This window comes from Streptomyces spirodelae, assembly GCF_017676385.1.
GTDB lineage: Bacteria > Actinomycetota > Actinomycetes > Streptomycetales > Streptomycetaceae > Streptomyces > Streptomyces spirodelae.
Genome location: NZ_JAFFZN010000007.1, coordinates 92,837 through 113,342, shown reverse-complemented (window position 1 = coordinate 113,342; position 20,506 = coordinate 92,837). Strand labels below are relative to the sequence as shown.

The window sequence follows — 20,506 nt, the reverse complement described above, 5'->3', positions numbered from 1 at the left end:
CGATACCGAGCCCGCCGGGCGGCCGGCTCGGCTCCCGGCCTCAGGTGCGGGCCGCCGTGCCGGCCTCCCGGCGGCGCCGGGGAGACGGCACCCGCCCGGCGGCCTCCCCGGTGCGCCCGGCGTGCCCGGCGTGCTCGCCGGTGGGTTCCGGTACCTCGACGGTGTGGCCGCGCAGTGGCTGGGAGCTGCGCCAGCCGCCGCAGCCCACCTGGAAGCGCACGTCCCAGGTGCCGGCCGCCAGGCCGCGGCCGTGGTCGGCCGTGGCCGGGTCCACGGTGAACTCCGCCTCGAACCGCAGCGTGCACAGGTCCTGCCGATCCCGGCCGCGTCGGCGGCCGGCTCCCGGCAGCCGGGCGGCCGGCTTCGCGAAGAGGGCCGCCGACCGTTCCCGCAGGGCCCTCGCCCACCGCCGTCCGGCCGCGGCCCGCTCGCTTCCATCCCCGTTTTCGTATCCGCGCCTCTCGTGCTCCTCCCCCACCGGGAGCTCGACCACCCGCCAGGTGGTCGGCAGGTTCAGTACGGTGCCGCCCTCACGGTGGCGCACCTGGCCCCGTACGTTGCTGCGCCGTACGGCCTTGGCGAAGTCGGCACGCGCGGCGGCCTCCTGGACGGCGGCGACCCGCGACGGCAGCCGCAGCACCCGGCGCTCGCTGTCCCGCACGAAGGCGAGCGGTGCGGTCTTCCTGCCCTTGCCCCGTACCAGCAGCGCCGAGCAGCGGACCGTCAGCCGGCCGTCCTCCCGCCACCACGCCGACTCCACCCTGGGCCGGTGCGCGATGCCCGCCTCGAACCGCGCCTGCTCCTCCAGCAGCGCGTGGTCGCCGTGCCGGGCGAGGGCGGCCACGATCCGCAGCCGGGTGGGCAGCGCTGTGTCCGCCTCCGGCGGCAGTTCGGCGGCCAGCGCGCCGACGGCTTCGATCCACTCGGCCCGGCGCTCGGCAGGCTGGTCCAGCAGCCGCTTCCCTGCGATGCGGTCGAGCGCCTTCTTGCCGTACCACTTGGCGACCAGCCGGTTGCGGTGCCGGCCCGGCGGCACATAGGTGTCCGGCGCGTCGAGGACGGCCAGGACCCGCCGGATGCTCTCCACGTAGGGGCCCGGTTCGATGGTCCGGTAGCTGACGTTGTGCCGGCCGTCGGTGTGCCGCACCCAGTGGTAGCAGGTGTAGTCGTGCACCGTGGCCACCCGGTCGGTGAGGAGGAAGGCGCGCAGCGTGAACATGTGGTCCTCCAGCCGGACCCTCCCCTCGGGGAAGCGCAGCCGGTGCTCGCGCAGGAAGGCGCGGCGGAAGAGCTTGTGCACCGTCATGGAGGCCAGCAGCGCGGGGTCGGTGCGCAGGTCGCAGGAGGTCATCGGCTTCTCGAACAGGGCACGCGGTGCCTGCCGCCCGTGGCCGGCCATCCGCCCGATGACGATGTCGGCACCGGTCTGACGGGCGCGCGCGTACATCCGCTCCAGGGCCTCGGGCGCCAGATGGTCGTCGTCGTCCACATAGTGCACGAACTCGCCCCGTGCCAGGTCCGTCCCGGTGTTGCGGGGGCGCCCGGGCCATCCGGAGTGCTCGGCGCGTACCACGCGCGCCGTCGCCTCGGCGCCCTGCCGGGATATCTCGTCCTCCAGCAGCGCCACGGTGTCGTCGCTCGACTCGTCGTCCACGTAGATGACTTCGAACGCGGAGCGGGGCATGGTCTGCGCCAGGAAGGAGCGCAGCCCGGTGAGGACCGTCTGCCCGGTGTTGTACGTGGGGACGACGATGCTGACTTTGACGGGCTCCTGGCGCGCGGGCGGTTCTGCGGTGTGCACTGCGGCGGCTTTCCTCCGGTCGTCTGCGGCGTCCCGCCCGGGTGCCCCGCGGACCGGCTGTCAATCACCGTGTGCCGGTGTTCAGCGTGTGGGAACGACCGTGTCCGGGTCAGCGGCCTAGTACGGATTCAGAGGGATCTCACACCACACTCGTTTGCCGTTGCCGCGCGGTTCGACGCCCCAGTCGGTGGCGAGCTCTTCGATGAGCATCAGGCCGCGCCCCGAGGTGGACTGCTCCGTCGCGGCCCGGCGCTGCGGGGAGGCGGGTGAGCTGTCGGTGACGGCGATCCGCAGGGCACGGCCGCCGTCGCGCACCGGGCGTGCGGTCAAGGTGGCGTCGCCCTCGGTGTGCAGCAGCGCGTTGGTCGCCATCTCGCTGGCCAGCAGCTCGGCGGTGTCGGCGAGGGAGCCCATCGACCAGCGCTGCAGCGCTGTGCGCAGGGCCTGCCGTGCCGCGTGCAGAGAGCGCGGATCGCCCGGCGAGATGGTGACGGCCATCTGCGGCGCCGCGGCCCGCCTGCCCGAAGGCCGGCGCAGAAGCAGCAGCGCGACGTCGTCCTCCTCTCCGGTGAAGCCGTTCATGGTGCGCAGCAGATGGTCGGCGAGCGCATCGGGGCGTACGGGTCCGGACCGTACCGCGTCCAGCAGTCGGGCCCGGCCCTCGTCGATGTCCTGGGTGCGGGACTCGATGAGGCCATCGGTGAACAGCAGCAGAGTGGAACCGGGTTCCACCAAGGTCTCGGACATCGTGTACGGGGGCTGGGCCGACGGTGCGGCCAGTCCCAGGGGGAGCCCGGTAGGGCTGTCGACCCAGACGCAGCTGCCGTCCGGCCGGCGCAGCACGGGTTCCGGATGTCCGGCGCGGACACTGACGGCCACCCCGGTACGGGGGTCGAACAGGACCAGGAGGCAGGTGGCGAACCGGTCGGTGTCCAGCTCGGCGAGGAAGGCCGAGGCGCGGGCCATGACGGTCAGCGGCGGATGTCCTTCGGCGGCGTAGGCGCGCAGCGCGATCCTGAGCTGCCCCATCACGGCGGCGGCCGTCACATCGTGGCCCTGGACGTCGCCGACGACGGCGGCGATCCGGCCGTCGGGCAGCGTGACGGCGTCGTACCAGTCACCGCCGATACCGCCGCGGGCCCTGGCCGGGCGGTAGCGGGTCGCCATGGCCAGCCCGGGCACGTGCGGGATGTGTCCGGGGAGCATCGCCGTCTGGAGTCCGGCGGCGAGTTCGTGTTCCTGGTCGAAGAGGAGGGCCCGCTGGAGCGACTGGGCGATGGTGTTGCTGAGCGCGGTGAGCACGGTGCGCTCGTCGTGGGTGAAGCGGATCTTGCCCTCGTAGGAGAGGCCGACGGCGCCGATGGGGGTGTCGTGTGCGATCAGCGGGAGGAAGACGGCGGCAGTGGTCCGGGGGATCAGCTCCAGATATCTGCGCAGCCCCGGGTACCGCTGGGCGAACTCCTCACGGTCCGTGACGAAGACGGGCTCCCGGCTGCGAACGGCCTCGCTGAGCGGCAGCGGGGAGGCGATGCGGGAGAGGTGGAAGTCGCGGATGAGGTCGTCGGGTACGCCGTTGGAGCCCACCAGCTCCATCCGCCCGCCGTCGACCAGCCCCAGGATGATGCTGGCCGCGCCGAGCCGCTGGACCAGCCGGGTGGTGGTGAGGGCCTCGGCGACATCGTCGACCGTCACGGTGGGGGCCAGCGCGTCGTTGACATGCCCCACGATGTGGGCCTGCCGGCGCCGGTCGCTCTTGGCCTGCCGCAGCTCCCGCGTCTGGTCGATCGCCCGAAGCTCCTGGCTGGCGTCCCGGATGATCCCGATGACCTGCGCCGGTCTGCCGGTGTCGTCGCAGATGACGGTGGCCTGTGTGTGCGTCCAGCGCAGCGAGCCGTCAGGAAGGCGGACGCGGAAGTAGAGGCTGTAGCCCGACCGCTCCTTCAGCGCCCGGCCCACCTGCGCCTGGATCTCGGGCAGCTCCTGGGACAGCATCCGCTCGGCGATGGTCGCCGGCCGGTTGTCGTACTCCCCCGGCTTGAACCCCAGAACCGCGAGCCCCGAGTCGTCGTACCGCATCTGGCCGGTGGGCAGGTCCCAGCAGAAGCTGCCCATGCCGTTGACGGCCAGCGCGACATGGGCGGCGACCGGCGGGTCCCCGTGCCGGGTGGGCCCCGTGTTCGGTTCGCGGAAGCGGTGCATCGCTGTCTCCCGATCGCGTGGCCCCAGTGCTGAGTCCCCGCTCGGCGACAGCCACGGCGGCGCGCCTGGCGGGGCCACCTCCCCCATGATGCGGGGACCGGTCCCCCGCCGCCCGTCGAGGAACACGGCAGTGACCCGTAAGCGTGAGTGGCCGGCAGGTGTGAGCGACCCCCGGCCCTCGCCGCCACAGCTGCGGGCCCCTCGCCACGACAGCTGCGGGCCCCCGCGCCGGGGCGGGGGCCCGCAGGAGCAGGGGCCCTGAGGGGCGGGAGCCCTGAGGGGCGGCCGGGATCAGGGCTTGCCGCGGGCCTGGCTTGCGGCCTTCTCGGCGGCGTCCGACTCGGAGTCGTGCGGGCCCGTCGACAGTTTGCCGCCGGAGCTCTCGATGTGCGCGCGGACGAACCACTGGAAGAGTTCCAGCTTCCGCAGGTGCTCGATGAGCAGGTCCTGGGTGACCGGGTCGGAGGTGTCGGTGGCCTCGACCGCCTTGCGGTGGTCTTCGATCACACCGGTGTAGACGACATCGAGGGCGCCGAGGTGTTCGATGGCTTCGGCCCGTCCGAGTGTGTAGTCGCCCCACGTCCGCTCGGCGACCAGCACGCCCGGGGTGCCCCAGGGGGAGCCGCCCAGCGTGGAGATGCGCTCCGCGGTGTTGTCGATCATCTCGCGGACGGCCTCGACCTGCGGGTCGAGCATCTCGTGGACGGCGATGAAGTGCGGTCCGATCACGTTCCAGTGCACATGCTTCAGGGTCAGCGCCAGGTCGTTGAGGGCGTGCAGCCGCATCCGCAGGAGCTGGATGACGCTGCCACCGTCGGCCGTGGACATGCCCGGGACGGTGTAGGACGGCTTCGATCCGTTGGTGTGTGCTGCCACGGTGCGCTCCAATCCTCGGAAGCTCGGTAGTTGGCGGTAGTCAGAAAGGGTCGGATGACGGTCAGTCGTCGGGCGAGTGCCGCTGCTGCGCGGCCGCGTACGCGTGCTCATGCGCCCGTACGACCTCGCGGGCCGTGCGCTGCATGCGGTTGCCTCCCGTGACGTGGACAAATGCTGCGGTTGCCGGTTGCCGGTTGCGGGGCCGGTCGGCCGGGAAACGACCTGCACTGGGGGGCGGACCGGCACTGGAAGGGAGCCGACCCCGCGCGGGACGGGACCGGCGGGGCACGGTGCACGTATCGGTCGGCGTGCGGGTCACGCCGTATGCGCGGGCGGTCAGCGGCGGCCGAGTGCCCGTTGGAGTTCGTCCTTGTTCATGTGGGAGCGGCCCTTGACGCCGCGCTGCTTGGCCTCGTTGTAGAGCTGGTCCCGGGTGGGCCCCGCAGGGCCCGTGCGGTTGCCGGAGCGCTGGCCTCCGCGCTTGGGGGCCGGCTTGTCCTGCACAGACGTGCGGCTGGCCCGCTTGGCCTCGCCCTTCTGGGCGCGCTCCTTGTTCACCGTGCGGGCCGCGATCTCCTTGGCCCGCCCGGTGGAGGCGCCCTGCCGCTTGGCGCCTTCCTTGATGTGCTCGTACTGACGCTCGCGCTTGCGGTTCGACCCTGCAGGCATGGTTCCTCCGTGTTCTGCGGTGTGGTGCTGTCGCGGTCGACTGCCGGGCGTCTGTCCGCTATCGGCGCTTTCGACCGTTTCCATACTCCGCTCTCGCGGTCCGGACGGCGACCGCACCGGCACGCTTCAGCGCCCGGGTTCCACATGCACCGGGCGTCACACCTGGTCTTCGGGGCGCCGAGGAATCGACCATGGCCGCGGCGATGAGTTCTGCCGAGCCGGCGAGTCCGACCACTGTCACCGTCGATACCAGGAGGAACAGGTGGCTCAGCTACTGAGAGTCCAGAATTTCACCGTCTCAAGTGACGGCGTAGCCGCAGGCGAGGACCAGAGTTTCGAAAAGCCGTTCGGTAATGTTGACCCGGGAAGGATGTTCGCCTGGGCCGGTGCCACCGCGAGCTGGCCCGGGCGCACCGATCCCGGGGGGAGCCGGGGTCTCGACGACTACTTCACCCGGGACTTCGCACACGGCATCGGCGCCGAGATCATGGGCCGCAACAAGTTCGGGCCCCAGCGCGGGCCCTGGCAGGACCACGAGTGGCGCGGCTGGTGGGGCGACGAGCCGCCGTTCCACACCCCGGTGTTCGTGATGACCCACCACGAGCGCCCTTCGTTCACGCTCTCCGACACCACCTTCCACTTCGTCGCCGGTGATCCGGCTTCGGTACTGGAACAGGCCCGGGAGGCGGCGCAGGGCGCGGACGTCCGGCTGGGTGGCGGGGTGACCACGATCCGGCAGTTCCTCGACGCCGACCTCGTGGACACGCTGCACGTGGCCGTCTCACCGGTGCGGCTCGGCTCGGGACTTCGGCTCTGGGAGACGCCCAACGAACTGCTCGACCGGTTCCACCTGGAGGTCGTGCCCAGCCCGAGCGGAGTGACGCACCACCTGTTCTGGCGGAGGTGACACCAGGCGGTTGATCGCCGATGATCGCCGGTGATCCCCCGCTGGTCCGCGTGACCCCTCAGTCGGCTGCCCGGATCTCGAACCACGTCGTCTTGCCACATGGCAGCAGGTCCACGCCCCAGCGCTCGGCGAGGGTGTCCACCAGGAAGAGGCCGCGGCCGCTGGTGTCCAGTTCACCGACCGGCAGCAGGCAGGGCAGTCCGCGCGAGGGGTCGCGGACCTCCACGCGGATCCAGCCCGAGCGCGGGAGCATCCGGATGCCGATGGTGTGCGCTCCGGTGTGCCGCACGGCGTTGCCGACCAGCTCGGAGACGAGCAGCACCGTGTACTCGGTGCGCTGCGTCGGGAGCGCCCAGCGCTGCTGGAGGGCGGCCTGGGCCAAGCGGCGTGCGAGGCGGGCCGATTCCGGGCGATTCGGCAGCGGCACCTCCGCCACGGTGGGATCACCGAACCGGTCGAGAACGGTGCTCACCGGCTCGGCGTCCCAGGTCTCCGCTGGGTCTTCCGGAACCCGTTCGGTCACGCTCGCCACATCTTCCTGACCCGCCATGGCCACCATCATGGCGGCAGGTGAGAGCCCCTGGGGGCGGTTCCGGGGTTTCCAGAGAGGCGGAAGCGCGCGGTCCAGGGCCCCGCACGGGAGGGGCCGCGGGGCCCTGTGAGCGCACAGCCGCGCTCTGACCTGGAATGACATCCCGTATACAAGTGATCACAAGGCGCCACAAGTGAGCGGCGGAAGCGGGTGTCCCGCCCACGGGAAATTCCCCCGCACGGTGGGGCGCTCGCTGTTCCCGCGCGTACGCCACCCCCCACCACCCCCTCCCGCGCCCTGCGGGACAGCGCCCTTTCAGGGGCGCGGGGAACCGCGCGAGCAGCCGAACCCGCCCGCAGCCCGCACACTTCCGACAGGGGCGCCCCCTCCCGGGGCCGGCGGCGCACCGCCTAGCGGAACTTCGCCTTGCCGGGACCCTCCTCGACGAAGCTGCGCATGCCGATCTCGCGGTCCTCCGTCGCGAACAGGCCCGCAAACCAGTTCCGTTCGATCGCCAGGCCGGTCTCGATGTCCGCCTCGAGACCGAAGTCGACCGACTCCTTGGCCGCGCGCAGCGCGAGCGCGGGGCCCCGCGCCAGCCGGGCGGCCCAGGCGTGCGCCTGCTGGTAGACCTCGGCGTCCGGCACCACGTGGTCCACCAGTCCGATCCGCGCGGCCTCGTCCGCCTCGACCGTGCGGCCTGTGAAGATGAGGTCCTTCGCCTTGGCAGGGCCCACCAGCCGGGACAGCCGCTGAGTGCCGCCCGCGCCGGGGATCAGCCCGAGCAGGATCTCCGGCTGGCCCAGCTTGGCGCTCTCGCCCGCGAACCGTACGTCCGCGCACAGCGCCAGCTCGCAGCCGCCGCCGAGCGCGTAGCCGGTGACGGCCGCGGCGACGGGCTTGGGGATGCGGGCGATGGCGGTGAACGCCTCCTGGAGTCCGCGGGAGCGCAGGACCATCGCGGCGTGGTCCATCTCGCGCATCTCTTTGATGTCCGCGCCGGCCGCGAAGACCTTCTCGCCGCCGTAGAGCACCACGGCCCGTACGTCCTCGCGGCGGGACGCCTCCTCGGCGAGCTCGCGCAGCAGGTCCTGGGTGGCGATGTCGAGCGCGTTCATCTTCGGCCGGTCGAGACGGATGGTGCCGACGCCGTCGGCGACCTCCAGGCGCGCGGTGGCGCCGCTGGGTTCGTTGTCGGTCATGGAGGGAAGGTTAACGGCCGTTACGCGCGGCGGCCCCGGTGCTGTTCCTCACAGCACCGGGGCCGCACGCCGTCGCACCGGGCGGCCTACCGCTGCGGCGCCGTCCACTTCTCCCAGGACATGTTCCAGCCGTTGAGGCCGTTGTCCGGCTTGATCGTGTCGTCCGCCGAGTTCTTGACCTCGACCACGTCGCCGATCAGCGAGTTGCTGAAGAACCAGGCGCCGGGGGTCCCGTTGTTCCCGCCGCCTCGCATGTCGAACAGGCCCACACAGCCATGGCTGCCGTTGACCTTGCCGAACTGGTACTTGGCCATCCAGTAGTTGCCGTGGATGAAGGTGCCCGAGGTGCTCAGGCGCATCGCGTGCGGCACGTCCTTGATGTCGTACTCGCCGCCGAAGCCGACGGTGTCCCCGTTCATCCGGGTGACCGGGTGCTTCTCGCTGATGACCATCTTGCCGTTGTAGGTGGGGTTGGCCGGGCGCCCCGAGGTGATCGGGAAGGTCTTGATCTTCTTGCCGTCCCTGGTGACGGTCATCGTCTTCTTCTTGGCGTCGACGACGCTGACCTGCTGCCTGCCGACGGTGAACTTCACCGTCTTGCGCTGCGTTCCGAAGACGCCGTCGGAGCCCTCGACACCGCTGAGGTTGAGGTCGACGGTGACCTTGGTGCCGGACTTCCAGTAGTCCTCGGGGCGGAAGTCGAGCCGCTGGTTGCCGAACCAGTGGCCCGCCACCTCGACCTGGGGGTCGGCGGAGACGGATATCGCCTTCTCGACGGCTTCGCGGTTGGCGACCGGACGGTTGAAGTTGATCGAGAAGGGCATGCCCGCGCCGACCTTGTCACCGTTCTCCGGCGTGAAGTAGCCGACGAAGGTGTTCTGCGGCACGAAGGTGGTGAACGCAGCGTGCTTGGCCGAGGCGCGGCCCTCGGAGTCCTCGGCCACGGCGTCCACGGTGTACTTGGTACCGGCCGAGAGGTGGGTGGCAGGCCGCCAGACCGTGCCGCCCTGTGCGAGCTCGCCCTTGACCTTCTTGCCCTTGCTGTCCTGGACGGTGACCTTGGTCAGCTTGCCCTTGGCGGCCGCCACCTTCAGGGCGCCGGAGGTCCGCACGCCGTCCGCGCCGTCCTCGGGCTTCACGGTGACGACCGCCTCGGAGGGGCCCTTCGCCGGCTTGTCGTCGTCCTTGCCCTTGGCGCTGGCTCCGGTACCTCCGCCACCGCCACAGGTGGTGAGTGTGAGCAGCAGGACGACCAGCAGCACCACGAGGCCGACGGCGGAGCCGCCTATCACCTGGGCCCGGCTGTCCCCCCGGATCGTCTCCCACTTGAGCTTGTCCCTGGCCACTGTCTTCAGATCCAAGACGGCCCCACCCCTTGTCCTCACACGGCTTCGCGCACCCGTGTGCGCCCCCGAAAACACAACGCCGCGCCGCCCGGCGTGTGGGGCTCCGAAGGGAGACCAGGCCACAGGAAAGGCGGCGCGCGTCCGCCTTGTTAGATAATCACACCCCGGTGGTAGCGAGCGTCGCGCGCGGGTCACCGTTCGGTCGCGTTTTTGGGGAGGCCGGAAGGAGGCGGAAGGCGGCGGAGGCCGTAGGCGCTGGGCCGCCGGGTGTGCCGTCGCGCCCGGGGCTCACTTCAGGGCCGAGCCCTCGATCCACTTTTCCCAGGGCATGTTCCAGCCGCCGAGCCCGTTGTCGGCGGTCACGGTCCGGTCGTGCGAACCCCGCACGGTCACCAGATCGCCGACGAGCGACCGGCGGAAGAACCGCCCGGCTGGTGACTTGTCGTCACCGCCGCGCTCGTCCCGCAGGCCGATACAGCCGTGGCTGGTGTTCTTCTCGCCGAACGTGCGCCGGGGCGCCCAGTAGTTGCCGTGCAGGAAGGTGCCGCTGCGGGTCAGCCGCATCGCGTGGGGCACGTCCTTGATGTCGTACTCCCCGCCGAAGCCCACGGTGTCCCCGTTCATCCGGGTCTCCGGGAACTTCTCGCTGATGACCATCAGGCCGTTGTAGGTGGGGTTCTTCTTCGTTCCCGCCGTGATCTCCAGCCGGTCGACGGTGCGGCCGCCGCGCTGCACGGTCAGGGTGTGGCGGCGTACGTCCACGATGCTGCGCTGGTCGCGACCGATGGTGTACCGCACCTTTTTGCGCTGGGTGCCGTAGACGCCCGGGGCCCCGCGCACATCCCGCAGCCGCAGATCGAGGACGACCTCGGTGCCGGGCTGCCAGAACGTACGGGGCCGGAAGTCGAGCCTGGTGCGCCCGAACCAGTGCGCGGCGACGGGCACGCGGGGGCGGGAGGTGACGCTGATGGCTCGTTCCACCGCAGCCCGGTCGGTGATCGGGCGGCTGAACTCGATCGAGACGATCGTCGCCGTACCCACCGTCTGCCGGTCCTCCGGCCGGAAGTAGCCCACGAAGCGGTGCGGCGGCACGCGGGTGGAGAAGGTGGCGTGGCGGATCACGCGGTCCCCCTCACCGTCGATGGCCACCACGTCCACCACATAGGTGCTGGCCAGTTGCAGCACCGACTTCTCGCCGCGCCCCGCGCCGCCGCGCCCCGTGGCGTTGGCGTCGGAGGCCGGCAGCGGGTGCCAGCGCCGCCGGTCGGCGGAGAACCGGCCCGCGATGGCCCGTCCGGCATCCTTCCCCTGGCGCTGCATCCGGACGCTGCGCAGCTCGCCCTCGGGTACGGAGACCTCGACACGGGCGTCGGTGGGAACGCTGTCGGCCCCGTCGTGCGGTGTCACCCGGATGGCGTCGCCCGGCGGTTTGGAGTCGTCCATGACACCGCACCCGACGGGCGCGGCGGACAGCAGCGCGAGCAGGAGAGCGACCACCACGGCGCGCAGCCTGCGTCGCACGCGGGGCGCGCGATTGTGCGGTACCCCGCCTTCTCGTGCCGTCGTGCACTGTGCGCCCCGTCCCATACCGTCCCCGCTTCTGTGCGTACCTGCTGCCCGGCGCGTTCCGCTGTCCATCCCACGCGGACGAACGGACCAACGAAGCGCGTGCGGTGGGGACACCGCGATCACACGTGTGAGCGAGATTTACCCTCCGGGAAGGAAAGGAAGGAGCCCGCGCCCGGCGGCCGGACCGACGTCACCGCTGACGGCTGCCCGCGCCCGGCTCAGCTTCTGCGACGGGCCAAATCCGGTCGCCCCGCGGCATGCCCCGGACCACACTGACTGGACGTGACCTCTCCCGGTGCCCCAGCGGCTTTTCTCCGTTCCCGCAACTTCGTCCTCTTCTTCACGGGCCGGGCCGTCGCCAAGCTGGGCGACGCGATGCTGCCCATCGCGCTGTCGGCCGGGCTGATCCAGCAAGGGCACGGGCCCGGTGCGATCGGTGCCGCGCTGGCCTCGCTGACGGTGTTCCTGGCGGGGTTCGTGATCTTCGGTGGTGTCTTCTGCGACCGGTTCGACACCCGGGCGCTGATGATCGGCGCCGACCTGGTGCGGGTCCTCACCCAGGCGGGTATGGCCGCGCTGTTCCTGAGCGGGCATGTGGTGCTGTGGCAGGTGTGTGCGATCGGCGCGGTGAACGGTGTCTGTGCGGGCCTGTTCCAGCCGGGTGTCGCCAGCACGATCCCCCGGGTGGCGGCCGACGTGCAGGGCGCCAACGGGCTGATCCGTACCGCCGAGTCGCTGGCGATGCTGCTGGGCCCCGCACTGGCGGGCGCACTGGTGGGAGCCTTCTCACCCGGCGGGGTCTTCGCGGCGCACGCCGCCACCTATCTGCTCAGCGCGCTGTGTCTGGGCCTGCTGCGGCTGTCCCCGGAGACCGAGTGGCGTCCGGCCGAACGGGGCAGCTACCGCGCCGATCTGGCCGAGGGCTGGCGCGAGTTCCGGGCGCGTACCTGGATGTGGAGCGTCATCCTCATCTGGATGGTCTACATGGTCACCGTCTCGGGTCCGCTGGTGCCGCTGACCGCCTCGGAGATCATCCCGGCCGACGGTCCCGGCGTCTACGGCCTGGTCAACTCGGCCCTTGGCGGCGGGACCGCGCTGGGCGGGCTGCTGGCGCTGCGCTTCCGGCCGGTGCGGCAACTGCGCGCCGGTTCCCTGGCACTGCTCGGCTGCTGCTGTTACCCGGCCGCTGTGGGGCTGGGCCTGCCGCCCGCCGCCATGATGGCGGCGGCGGCCGCCTGGGGTGTGGGCGGTGGTATCTGGAGCGTGATGTGGGCGACCAGTGTGCAGACCCAGGTGCCCGGACAGGTCCTGAACCGTATCCACGCCTACGAGGTGGCGGGCTCGCTGGCGATGATGCCGGTGGGCCAGGCGCTGGCGGGTCCGGCGGCGCAACTGCTCGGCGGCCGTACGGTGCTGCTGGCCGGGGGATTCATCATGGTCGGCGTCTCAGCGGCGTTGCTGTCGGTACCGGCCGTCCGCGACCTTCGGGCGGTGACGCACCGTGCCGGGGCCCGGCCGTCACACGACGAGCCGCCGGTACGCCGCGGCGGCGGCCACCGGGATGTCAGCGCCTGAGCCGCGCCGGACCGTGCGGGTCACGGCGCAAGGCGCAGCAGCCGGTCGCGGGCCCGGGTGTGGCGGGTGGTCATGAGGCGGTGGAGAGCACGGGAGGCCAGTGCGGTGCGCTGCGCGCTGCGGCGGCGTTCCGCGTCGTAGGCGCGCAGCGCAGCGGGCAGGCCGCCCGGCTCGCCGTGCCGCTCGACGGCGCGGGTGAGGGCTTCGGCGTCGAGCAGGGCCGTGCAGGCGCCCTGGCCGAGGTTGGGGGTCATGGCGTGCGCCGCGTCGCCGACGAGGGCGACCCGGCCGCCGTGCACGAAGGATGGCAGCGCCGGGTACAGATGGCGCATCTCGTACCGGATCCAGTCGGCCGGGTCGGTCTCCGACAGGATGCGGGGGATCGGGTCGTGCCAGTGGGCGAAGAGTCCGCGCAGTTCGTCGGCCGTGGTGGCTTCCGGGGCGACGGCGTACCAGTTGGTGCGTCCCGGCTCGACGGGCGTCATACCGAAGAAGCGGCCCTTCCCCCAGGTTTCGCCGTGCACCGGGCTCTCCCGGTCGGCGGTGCCGATCCAGGCGACGGTGCCGATGTGGCGGGGGCGGCTGCGGGTGCCGAAGAAGGCGGTGCGGACCGCGCTGTTGATGCCGTCGGCGCCGACCACCAGGTGGTGGTCGCGGGCGAGCCCGGCCGGGTCCTCGACCCGCTCGCCCAGCTTGAGCGGCACGTCGCCGTACGCCGCCAGGGCTTCGGCCAGAGCGTCGATCAGGTACGGGCGACAGATGAGGAGTTCGGGGCGGCCGGCCTTCCGCTCGATACGGTCCAGCGGCAGCCTGGCCAGCACGCTGCCGTCGGGCCTGCGTACGTGGGCGGTGCGGTAGGGCACGCCGTTGCGGTGCAGGGCCGCGGCAACGTGCGCCGAGAGCCGGCCGAGGGCGGTCTGCGCCGTGGGGTGGATACCGAGCGCGGTGCCGTAGCGCTCCAGTGCGGTGCGCCGTTCCAGCAGCGTGACCTGCCATCCGGCGCGCCGTAGCCCGAGCGCGGTCGCCAGCCCCCCGACTCCCGCGCCGACGACCACGGCTGTGCGTGCTGCCCCACCCGGTACGGACGTGCTGTGCATGACGCCTCCCTTGGCATCCGGCCGGCCCGAGACAGCCGACCACCACATCCGTGGTACCACGCCTGGGGTAGTGTCGCCAACACCCGTTCGAGCACAGCCGCGAGGAGAGCAGCGATGAATCCGGACCGCCGCGACCGGCTGCGGGACGCCGCCGTCGAGGTGCTGGCCGCCGAGGGCGGGCGCGGACTCACGCACCGCGCCGTGGACGCCGCGGCCGAGGTACCCCCGGGCACCGCGAAGAACTACTTTCCGAGCCGCGACGCGCTGTTGGGCGCCGTGGCGGAGCGGTGCGTCGAGCAGTACCGCGCCCTCGCGGACCAACTCGCCGCCGCGGGGCCGCCGTCCGGCCGCGCGGGGCTGCACGCGCTGCTGGCCGGACTGCTGGAGAACGTGGCAGGTCCCGGCAGGTCCCGGCTGCTCGCCTGCCTGGAGCTCCAGGCGGAGGCGGCGCGCAAGCCGTGGCTCTCCGAGGTGATCGATCCGATGGCCGCCGCGGACTTCACGATGCTCGAGGGCGCGCAGCGCGCCGCCGGGCTTCCCGTCACCCCGGAGCGCGCCGCCATGGTCACCCTCGCCATGCACGCCGCGCTGCCGCATCTGCTGGCCAGGGGCGGGCGGACACTGGCGGCGGCCGGGCTGGACGACCCGGCGCGTTATGTCCGCACCGTCCTGGAGACCGTCTACCCCTCCCACTCGGACGAGACCATGACCTGAGGCGCCGTCAGCCCCTGCGCGGGCACCGCCGGTCCGACGGAGGCATCTCTCCCACTTGTCCGCTATGCGGGCACAGGTTTCGTATCAACGAACGGAATCTGGCCAACCTGTGATCAGAGCGGTGACGCCCCAGTGACATGCCCATGTCGCAAATGGCAGGCTCACCTGACACGCGCCGCGGGACTCGCACAGCAGCACGACCTTCATCCGTACATCCGTGTCGCGCACCGCAGTTCAGTTCTGCCCGGACGGTTGATCGCCCATGCCGCCCGGTCCCCATGGCAGAAGGAGCCACCGACGTGAGACCTCTCACCTCCAAGCAGCGGATATCCGCCCTCGCCGCAACGGCGGCCCTGGTAGCGGCGGGTGTCACCGCGGGAACCGCAGGCGCGGCACCCAGCGGAACCACCTCCGCGAACGGCGCGCTGCCCGCGCAGCTGACCGCGACCCAGCACACCAAGCTGGTCAAGGCGGCGGACACCGAGGCCGCGAAGACCGCCGACGCGCGCGCCCTGGGCCTCGGAGCCAAGGAGAAGCTCCACGTCAAGGACGTCATCAAGAACAAGGACGGGTCCACCCACGTCCGCTACGAGCGCACCTACGACGGACTGCCCGTGCTCGGCGGCGACCTCGTGGTCCACAAGTCCCCCGGCGGCAAGCGCACCGGCACCACCAAGGCCACCAACGCGAAGATCGCGGTGAAGACCTCGGCCTCCACCGCGCACAAGCCCACCACCGCGAAGGCCAAGGGCAGCGAAGCGCCCCGGAAGATCGTCTGGGCGGCCGACGGCAAGCCCCGACTGGCCTGGGAGACCGTCGTCGGCGGCTTCCAGAAGTCCGGCGCGCCCAACGAACTCCACGTGATCACGGACGCGAAGACCGGCAAGAAGCTCTTCCAGTTCCAGGGGATCAAGGAGGGCAGCGGCAACAGCCAGTACAGCGGCAAGGTCGAGATCGGCACCTCCGGCAAGGCCGGCAAGTTCAAGATGGTCGACACCGGCCGGGGCGGCAACAGCACCTCCGATCTCAAGGGCGGCCAGGGCGGCAAGGGCAAGGTCTTCACCGACAAGGACGACGTCTGGGGCGACGGGACCACGAAGGACCGGGCCACCGCCGGCGTCGACGCCCACTACGGCGCGGGCGAGACCTGGGACTACTACAAGAAGGTGCACGGCCGCGAGGGCATCGCGGGCGACGGCAAGGGCGCGCTCAGCCGGGTCCACTACGGCAACGGCTATGTGAACGCCTTCTGGGACGACTCCTGCTTCTGCATGACCTACGGCGACGGCGAGGGCAACAAGAAGCCGCTCACCTCGCTGGACGTCGCAGCGCACGAGATGTCGCACGGCGTCACCTCGACCACCGCGAACCTGGTCTACGCGGGCGAGTCCGGCGGCCTCAACGAGGCGACCTCCGACATCTTCGCCGCCGCGGTCGAGTTCCACGCCAACAGCCCCGAGGACGTGCCGGACTACCTCGTCGGCGAGAAGATCGACATCAACGGCGACGGCACCCCGCTGCGCTACATGGACAAGCCCAGCAAGGACGGCAACTCGCTGGACTACTGGAGCCCCGAGGCCGGCGACGTGGATGTCCACTACTCCTCGGGCATCGCCAACCACTTCTTCTTCCTGCTGTCCGTGGGCAGCGGGGAGCGTGAGGTCAACGGCGTGAAGTACAACTCGCCGACCAAGGACGGCTCCAAGCTGGAGGGCATCGGCATCAAGAAGGCCGAGCAGATCTGGTTCAAGGCGCTGACCGAGCAGATGACGTCGACGACGGACTACGCGGGCGCGCGCAACGCGACCATCAAGGCGGCCACCGGCCTGTACGGCAAGGACAGCGCCGAGGTCAAGGCGGTCAAGGCCGCCTGGACCGCGGTGAACGTCACGGGCAGCTGATCGCCTCGGTCCTGACACGCGGCTCACGGGCCCCGTCCCCTGCTGGGGGCGGGGCCCGTTCGTGTGCGTGCGGGGGTGGGTGTTGCCGGGGCAATATGCCCGCTCAACTCCCTCCCGTACAGGGCGATTTGATCACGCAAGCGCCCTTTGCGGTAACGGAATCATCACGTACTGTCGGGAACTGCGGCACTTGTCGGACGTCATCGACTCGCCGCCCCTGCCCGGCACGCCCCGCCACCCGAGTGACGGGGGCAGGAGCCGTCATGCCCACGCCCGGACAGCAGTCCTCCACAGGTGACACAGTACGCAGAAGCGCGCCCCTTATACACCGTTATGCCCCATAGGTGAGCCCATGATCGGTCGTATTCCCGTGCTCGATGTCCGCCCCCTCGTGGAGTGCGGAAACCGTCCAGCGAAAGCCGTGGTGGGCCAGACCGTTCCGGTCACGGCGACCGTCTTCCGCGAGGGCCATGAGGCCGTCGGCGCCAATGTGGTGCTGCGCGGCCCGGACGGACGGCGGGGCCCCTGGACCCCGATGCGCGAGCCGGCGCCCGGCACGGACCGCTGGGTCGCCGAGGTCACTCCGCAGGCGGAGGGCCGCTGGAGCTGCACGGTGGAGGCGTGGAGCGACCCGGTCACCACCTGGCGGCAGCACGCGCGGATAAAGGTCCCGGCCGGTATCGACACCGAGCTCGTCCTGGCCGAGGGCGCCGCGCTGCACGAGCACGCCGCGGCCGGGGTCCCGGAGCGCGCCGGCCGGTCCGTCGTGCTGGAGGCGGCCACCGCACTGCGCGACACCGCCAGGCCGGCGGCGGCACGGCTCGCCGCGGCGCTCGCCCCCGAGGTGGCCGCTGTCCTCGACCGCCACCCGCTGCGCGAACTCGTCACCTGCGCACCGCCTCTCCCCCTCCAGGTGGAGCGCCGCCGGGCGCTGTTCGGCTCCTGGTACGAGCTCTTCCCGCGCTCCGAGGGCGCCGTGCTGCGGGAGGGCGAACCGCCGGTCGGCGGCACGCTGCGGACGGCCGCCCAGCGGCTGGACGCGGTGGCCGCCATGGGGTTCGACGTCGTCTATCTGCCGCCGGTCCACCCCATCGGCGACACCCACCGCAAGGGGCCGGACAACACCCTCTCCGCCTCGGCGCACGATGTGGGCTCGCCCTGGGCCGTCGGCTCCGCCGCCGGCGGCCACGACACGATCCACCCCGACCTGGGCACCATGGCCGACTTCGACCACTTCGTGGCGCGCGCGCACGAGCTGGGGATGGAGGTGGCCCTCGACTTCGCCCTCCAGTGCTCGCCCGACCACCCCTGGGTCAAGGAGCACCCCGAGTGGTTCCGCAAGCGCCCGGACGGCTCGATCGCCCACGCCGAGAATCCGCCGAAGAAGTACCAGGACATCTACCCGCTCAGCTTCGACGACGGTCCGGCCGCCGCCGAGTCCATCCTGCGCGAGACGCTGCGGGTGCTGCGGCTGTGGATGGACCACGGCGTGCGGATCTTCCGCGTCGACAACCCGCACACCAAGCCGGTGGTGTTCTGGGAGAAGGTCATCTCCGAGATCAACCGCACCGACCCCGATGTCCTCTTCCTCGCCGAGGCGTTCACCCGCCCCGCCATGCTGCACACCCTGGCCCGGATCGGCTTCCAGCAGTCGTACACCTACTTCACCTGGCGCAACACCAAGCAGGAGCTGACGGAGTACCTGACGGAGCTGACCGGCGAGCCGGCCGCCTACCTGCGCCCCAACTTCTTTGTGAACACCCCGGACATCCTGCACGCCTACCTCCAGCACGGCGGCCGCCCCGCGTTCGAGATCCGCGCCGTGCTGGCCGCGACCCTCTCCCCCACCTGGGGCATGTACGCGGGCTACGAGCTGTGCGAGAACACCCCGGTGCGGCCCGGCAGCGAGGAGTACCTGTCCTCGGAGAAGTACGAGCTGCGTCCCCGCGACTGGGCGGCAGCCGACCGCGAGGGCCGTTCGATCACCCCGCTGATCACCACGCTCAACCGGCTGCGCCGCCGCCACCCGGCGCTCCAGCAGCTGAAAGACCTGCACTTCCACCACGCCGACAACGACAGCATCCTCGTCTACTCCAAGCACGCCACCCCGCCCGGCTCCGGCACCGCGCCCGACACCGTGCTGGTCGTCGTCAACCTCGACCCGCACCACACCCACGAGGCGACGGTGTCGTTGGACATGACGCGACTCGCATCCGGACTGAGCGCCGCTCAGTTGAGCGGTGCGGAGTCCTTCCCGGTGCGCGACGAGCTCACCGGAGAGACCTATCACTGGGGCAGGGACAACTATGTGCGGCTCACGCCGGGAGGTGAGTCCCCAGCCGCGGCCCACATCCTCACCCTGCGACCGTCCTCACCGACCGGAGGGTCACCCACTCATGATCGTCAATGAGCCCGTCCCCGACACCTTCGAGGACACCCCCGCCAAGGACCGCGACCCTGACTGGTTCAAGCGCGCCGTCTTCTACGAAGTGCTCGTCCGCTCCTTCCAGGACAGCGACGGGGACGGGATCGGCGACCTGAAAGGGCTCACGGCAAAGCTGGACCATCTCCAGTGGCTCGGCGTCGACTGTCTGTGGCTGCCCCCGTTCTTCAAGTCCCCGCTGAAGGACGGCGGCTACGACGTCTCCGACTACACCTCCGTGCTCCCCGAGTTCGGAGACATCGCCGACTTCGTGGAGTTCGTGGACGCCGCACACCAGCGCGGCATGCGGGTCATCATCGACTTCGTCATGAACCACACCAGCGACCAGCACCCGTGGTTCCAGGAGTCCCGGCGCGACCCGCACGGCCCCTACGGCGACTACTACGTCTGGGCCGACGACGACAAGCAGTACCAGGACGCGCGCATCATCTTCGTCGACACCGAGGTGTCCAACTGGACCTTCGACCCGGTGCGCAAGCAGTACTACTGGCACCGCTTCTTCTCCCACCAGCCGGACCTCAACTACGAGAACCCGCTCGTCCAGGACGAGATGATCTCCGCGCTGCGGTTCTGGCTGGACCTGGGCATCGACGGCTTCCGGCTGGACGCGGTCCCCTACCTCTACGCCGAGGAGGGCACCAACTGCGAGAACCTGCCGCAGTCGCACGCCTTCCTCAAGCGGGTGCGCCGGATGGTCGACGCCCACTATCCCGACACGGTGCTGCTGGCGGAGGCCAACCAGTGGCCGGAGGACGTGGTCGACTACTTCGGCGACTACGCCAGGGGCGGCGACGAGTGCCATATGGCGTTCCACTTCCCCGTGATGCCGCGCATCTTCATGGCCGTACGGCGCGAGTCCCGGTACCCGGTCTCCGAGATCCTCGCCAAGACCCCGCCCATCCCCTCCGGCTGCCAGTGGGGCATCTTCCTGCGCAACCACGACGAGCTGACCCTGGAGATGGTCACCGACGAGGAGCGCGACTACATGTACGCGGAGTACGCCAAGGACCCGCGGATGCGCGCCAACATCGGCATCCGGCGGCGGCTCGCACCGCTGCTGGACAACGACCGCAAGCAGATCGAGCTGTTCACCGCCTTGCTGCTGTCGCTGCCCGGCTCGCCGATCCTCTACTACGGCGACGAGATCGGCATGGGCGACAACATCTGGCTCGGCGACCGCGACGCCGTCCGCACCCCCATGCAGTGGACACCCGACCGCAACGCGGGCTTCTCCTCCTGCGACCCGGGAAGACTGTTCCTGCCGACCATCATGGACCCGGTACACGGCTACCAGGTCACCAACGTCGAGGCCGCCATGAGCTCGCCGAGCTCACTGCTGCACTGGACCCGGCGGGTGATCGAGGTCCGCAAGCAGAACCCCGCGTTCGGACTGGGCTCGTACGAGGAGCTGTCCTCGTCCAACCCGGCGGTGCTGGCTTTTCTGCGGGAGCTGAGACTGCCCGACGGCGGCGACGACCTGGTGATGTGCGTCCACAACTTCTCGCGGTTCCCGCAGCCGACCGAGCTGGATCTGCGGGCGTGGCAGGGGCGGGTTCCGGTGGAACTGATCGGCGGGGTCCGGTTCCCCGCCATCGGAGAGCTTCCGTATCTGCTGACGCTCGCGGGGCACGGGTTCTATTGGTTCCGGCTGCGCAAGAGCTGATGAGGCCGCTCC

The 20,506-nt window shown here is 71.0% G+C and carries 15 protein-coding genes; 6 read left to right on the top strand and 9 right to left on the bottom strand.

Annotation, left to right across the window (positions count from 1 at the left end; all coding sequences use genetic code 11):
- Positions 1 to 40 precede the first annotated feature (40 nt).
- From JW592_RS10265 to JW592_RS10250, 4 genes are all read right to left on the bottom strand, one after another.
- Complete coding sequence (locus tag JW592_RS10265; RefSeq protein WP_209264650.1) at positions 41 to 1,801, bottom strand: glycosyltransferase family 2 protein; 1,761 nt, start codon at positions 1,799 to 1,801, stop codon at positions 41 to 43.
- 117 nt (positions 1,802 to 1,918) lie between these two features.
- Positions 1,919 to 4,000 carry a SpoIIE family protein phosphatase gene (locus JW592_RS10260; RefSeq protein ID WP_209264649.1) on the bottom strand — a complete coding sequence of 694 codons (2,082 nt, stop codon included), beginning with the start codon at positions 3,998 to 4,000 and terminating at the stop codon, positions 1,919 to 1,921.
- 291 nt (positions 4,001 to 4,291) lie between these two features.
- Positions 4,292 to 4,828: a Dps family protein gene (locus tag JW592_RS10255; RefSeq protein WP_209264754.1), complete on the bottom strand. Its 537-nt coding sequence runs from the start codon at positions 4,826 to 4,828 to the stop codon at positions 4,292 to 4,294.
- A 384-nt stretch (positions 4,829 to 5,212) separates the two neighbouring features.
- On the bottom strand, positions 5,213 to 5,545 hold the full coding sequence (locus JW592_RS10250) for a plasmid stabilization protein (protein WP_209264648.1): 333 nt from the start codon (positions 5,543 to 5,545) through the stop codon (positions 5,213 to 5,215).
- Between the two features lie 262 nt (positions 5,546 to 5,807).
- Here JW592_RS10250 and JW592_RS10245 point away from each other — a divergent pair, with 262 nt between their 5' ends.
- The gene (locus tag JW592_RS10245) at positions 5,808 to 6,452 is read left to right on the top strand and encodes a dihydrofolate reductase family protein (RefSeq protein WP_209264647.1); all 645 of its coding nucleotides are present in this window, start codon (positions 5,808 to 5,810) and stop codon (positions 6,450 to 6,452) included.
- Positions 6,453 to 6,510: 58 nt separating this feature from the next.
- Here the strand turns inward: JW592_RS10245 and JW592_RS10240 are convergent, their stop codons facing one another.
- From JW592_RS10240 to JW592_RS10225, 4 genes are all read right to left on the bottom strand, one after another.
- Positions 6,511 to 7,002: an ATP-binding protein gene (locus JW592_RS10240; protein ID WP_372446480.1), complete on the bottom strand. Its 492-nt coding sequence runs from the start codon at positions 7,000 to 7,002 to the stop codon at positions 6,511 to 6,513.
- Positions 7,003 to 7,394: 392 nt separating this feature from the next.
- Entirely contained in the window at positions 7,395 to 8,186 is a 792-nt protein-coding gene (locus JW592_RS10235; protein WP_209264645.1) for an enoyl-CoA hydratase/isomerase family protein, read from the bottom strand.
- Positions 8,187 to 8,272: 86 nt separating this feature from the next.
- On the bottom strand, positions 8,273 to 9,547 hold the full coding sequence (locus JW592_RS10230) for a L,D-transpeptidase (RefSeq protein WP_229375588.1): 1,275 nt from the start codon (positions 9,545 to 9,547) through the stop codon (positions 8,273 to 8,275).
- Positions 9,548 to 9,820: 273 nt separating this feature from the next.
- On the bottom strand, positions 9,821 to 11,119 hold the full coding sequence (locus JW592_RS10225) for a L,D-transpeptidase (protein WP_209264644.1): 1,299 nt from the start codon (positions 11,117 to 11,119) through the stop codon (positions 9,821 to 9,823).
- A 264-nt stretch (positions 11,120 to 11,383) separates the two neighbouring features.
- Between JW592_RS10225 and JW592_RS10220 the strand changes: the two genes are divergently transcribed.
- Positions 11,384 to 12,676, top strand: coding sequence for an MFS transporter (locus tag JW592_RS10220; protein ID WP_307805362.1), 1,293 nt, complete (start codon positions 11,384 to 11,386; stop codon positions 12,674 to 12,676).
- 20 nt (positions 12,677 to 12,696) lie between these two features.
- On the opposite strand, the gene JW592_RS10215 is transcribed toward JW592_RS10220, so the two are convergent.
- The gene (locus tag JW592_RS10215; protein WP_209264643.1) at positions 12,697 to 13,773 is read right to left on the bottom strand and encodes an FAD-dependent oxidoreductase; all 1,077 of its coding nucleotides are present in this window, start codon (positions 13,771 to 13,773) and stop codon (positions 12,697 to 12,699) included.
- Between the two features lie 114 nt (positions 13,774 to 13,887).
- Here JW592_RS10215 and JW592_RS10210 point away from each other — a divergent pair, with 114 nt between their 5' ends.
- The 4 genes from JW592_RS10210 (at position 13,888) to treS (ending at position 20,494) form a co-directional block, all read left to right on the top strand.
- Complete coding sequence (locus JW592_RS10210) at positions 13,888 to 14,487, top strand: TetR/AcrR family transcriptional regulator (protein WP_209264642.1); 600 nt, start codon at positions 13,888 to 13,890, stop codon at positions 14,485 to 14,487.
- A gap of 299 nt (positions 14,488 to 14,786) precedes the next feature.
- On the top strand, positions 14,787 to 16,388 hold the full coding sequence (locus JW592_RS10205) for a M4 family metallopeptidase (protein WP_209264641.1): 1,602 nt from the start codon (positions 14,787 to 14,789) through the stop codon (positions 16,386 to 16,388).
- Between the two features lie 352 nt (positions 16,389 to 16,740).
- A complete protein-coding gene (locus tag JW592_RS10200; RefSeq protein ID WP_209264640.1) occupies positions 16,741 to 18,798 on the top strand; it encodes an alpha-1,4-glucan--maltose-1-phosphate maltosyltransferase in 2,058 nt (685 codons plus the stop codon).
- On the top strand, positions 18,785 to 20,494 hold the full coding sequence (treS, locus tag JW592_RS10195) for a maltose alpha-D-glucosyltransferase (protein ID WP_209264639.1): 1,710 nt from the start codon (positions 18,785 to 18,787) through the stop codon (positions 20,492 to 20,494). Before JW592_RS10200 ends, treS begins: the two co-directional genes overlap by 14 nt.
- Positions 20,495 to 20,506 lie beyond the last annotated feature (12 nt).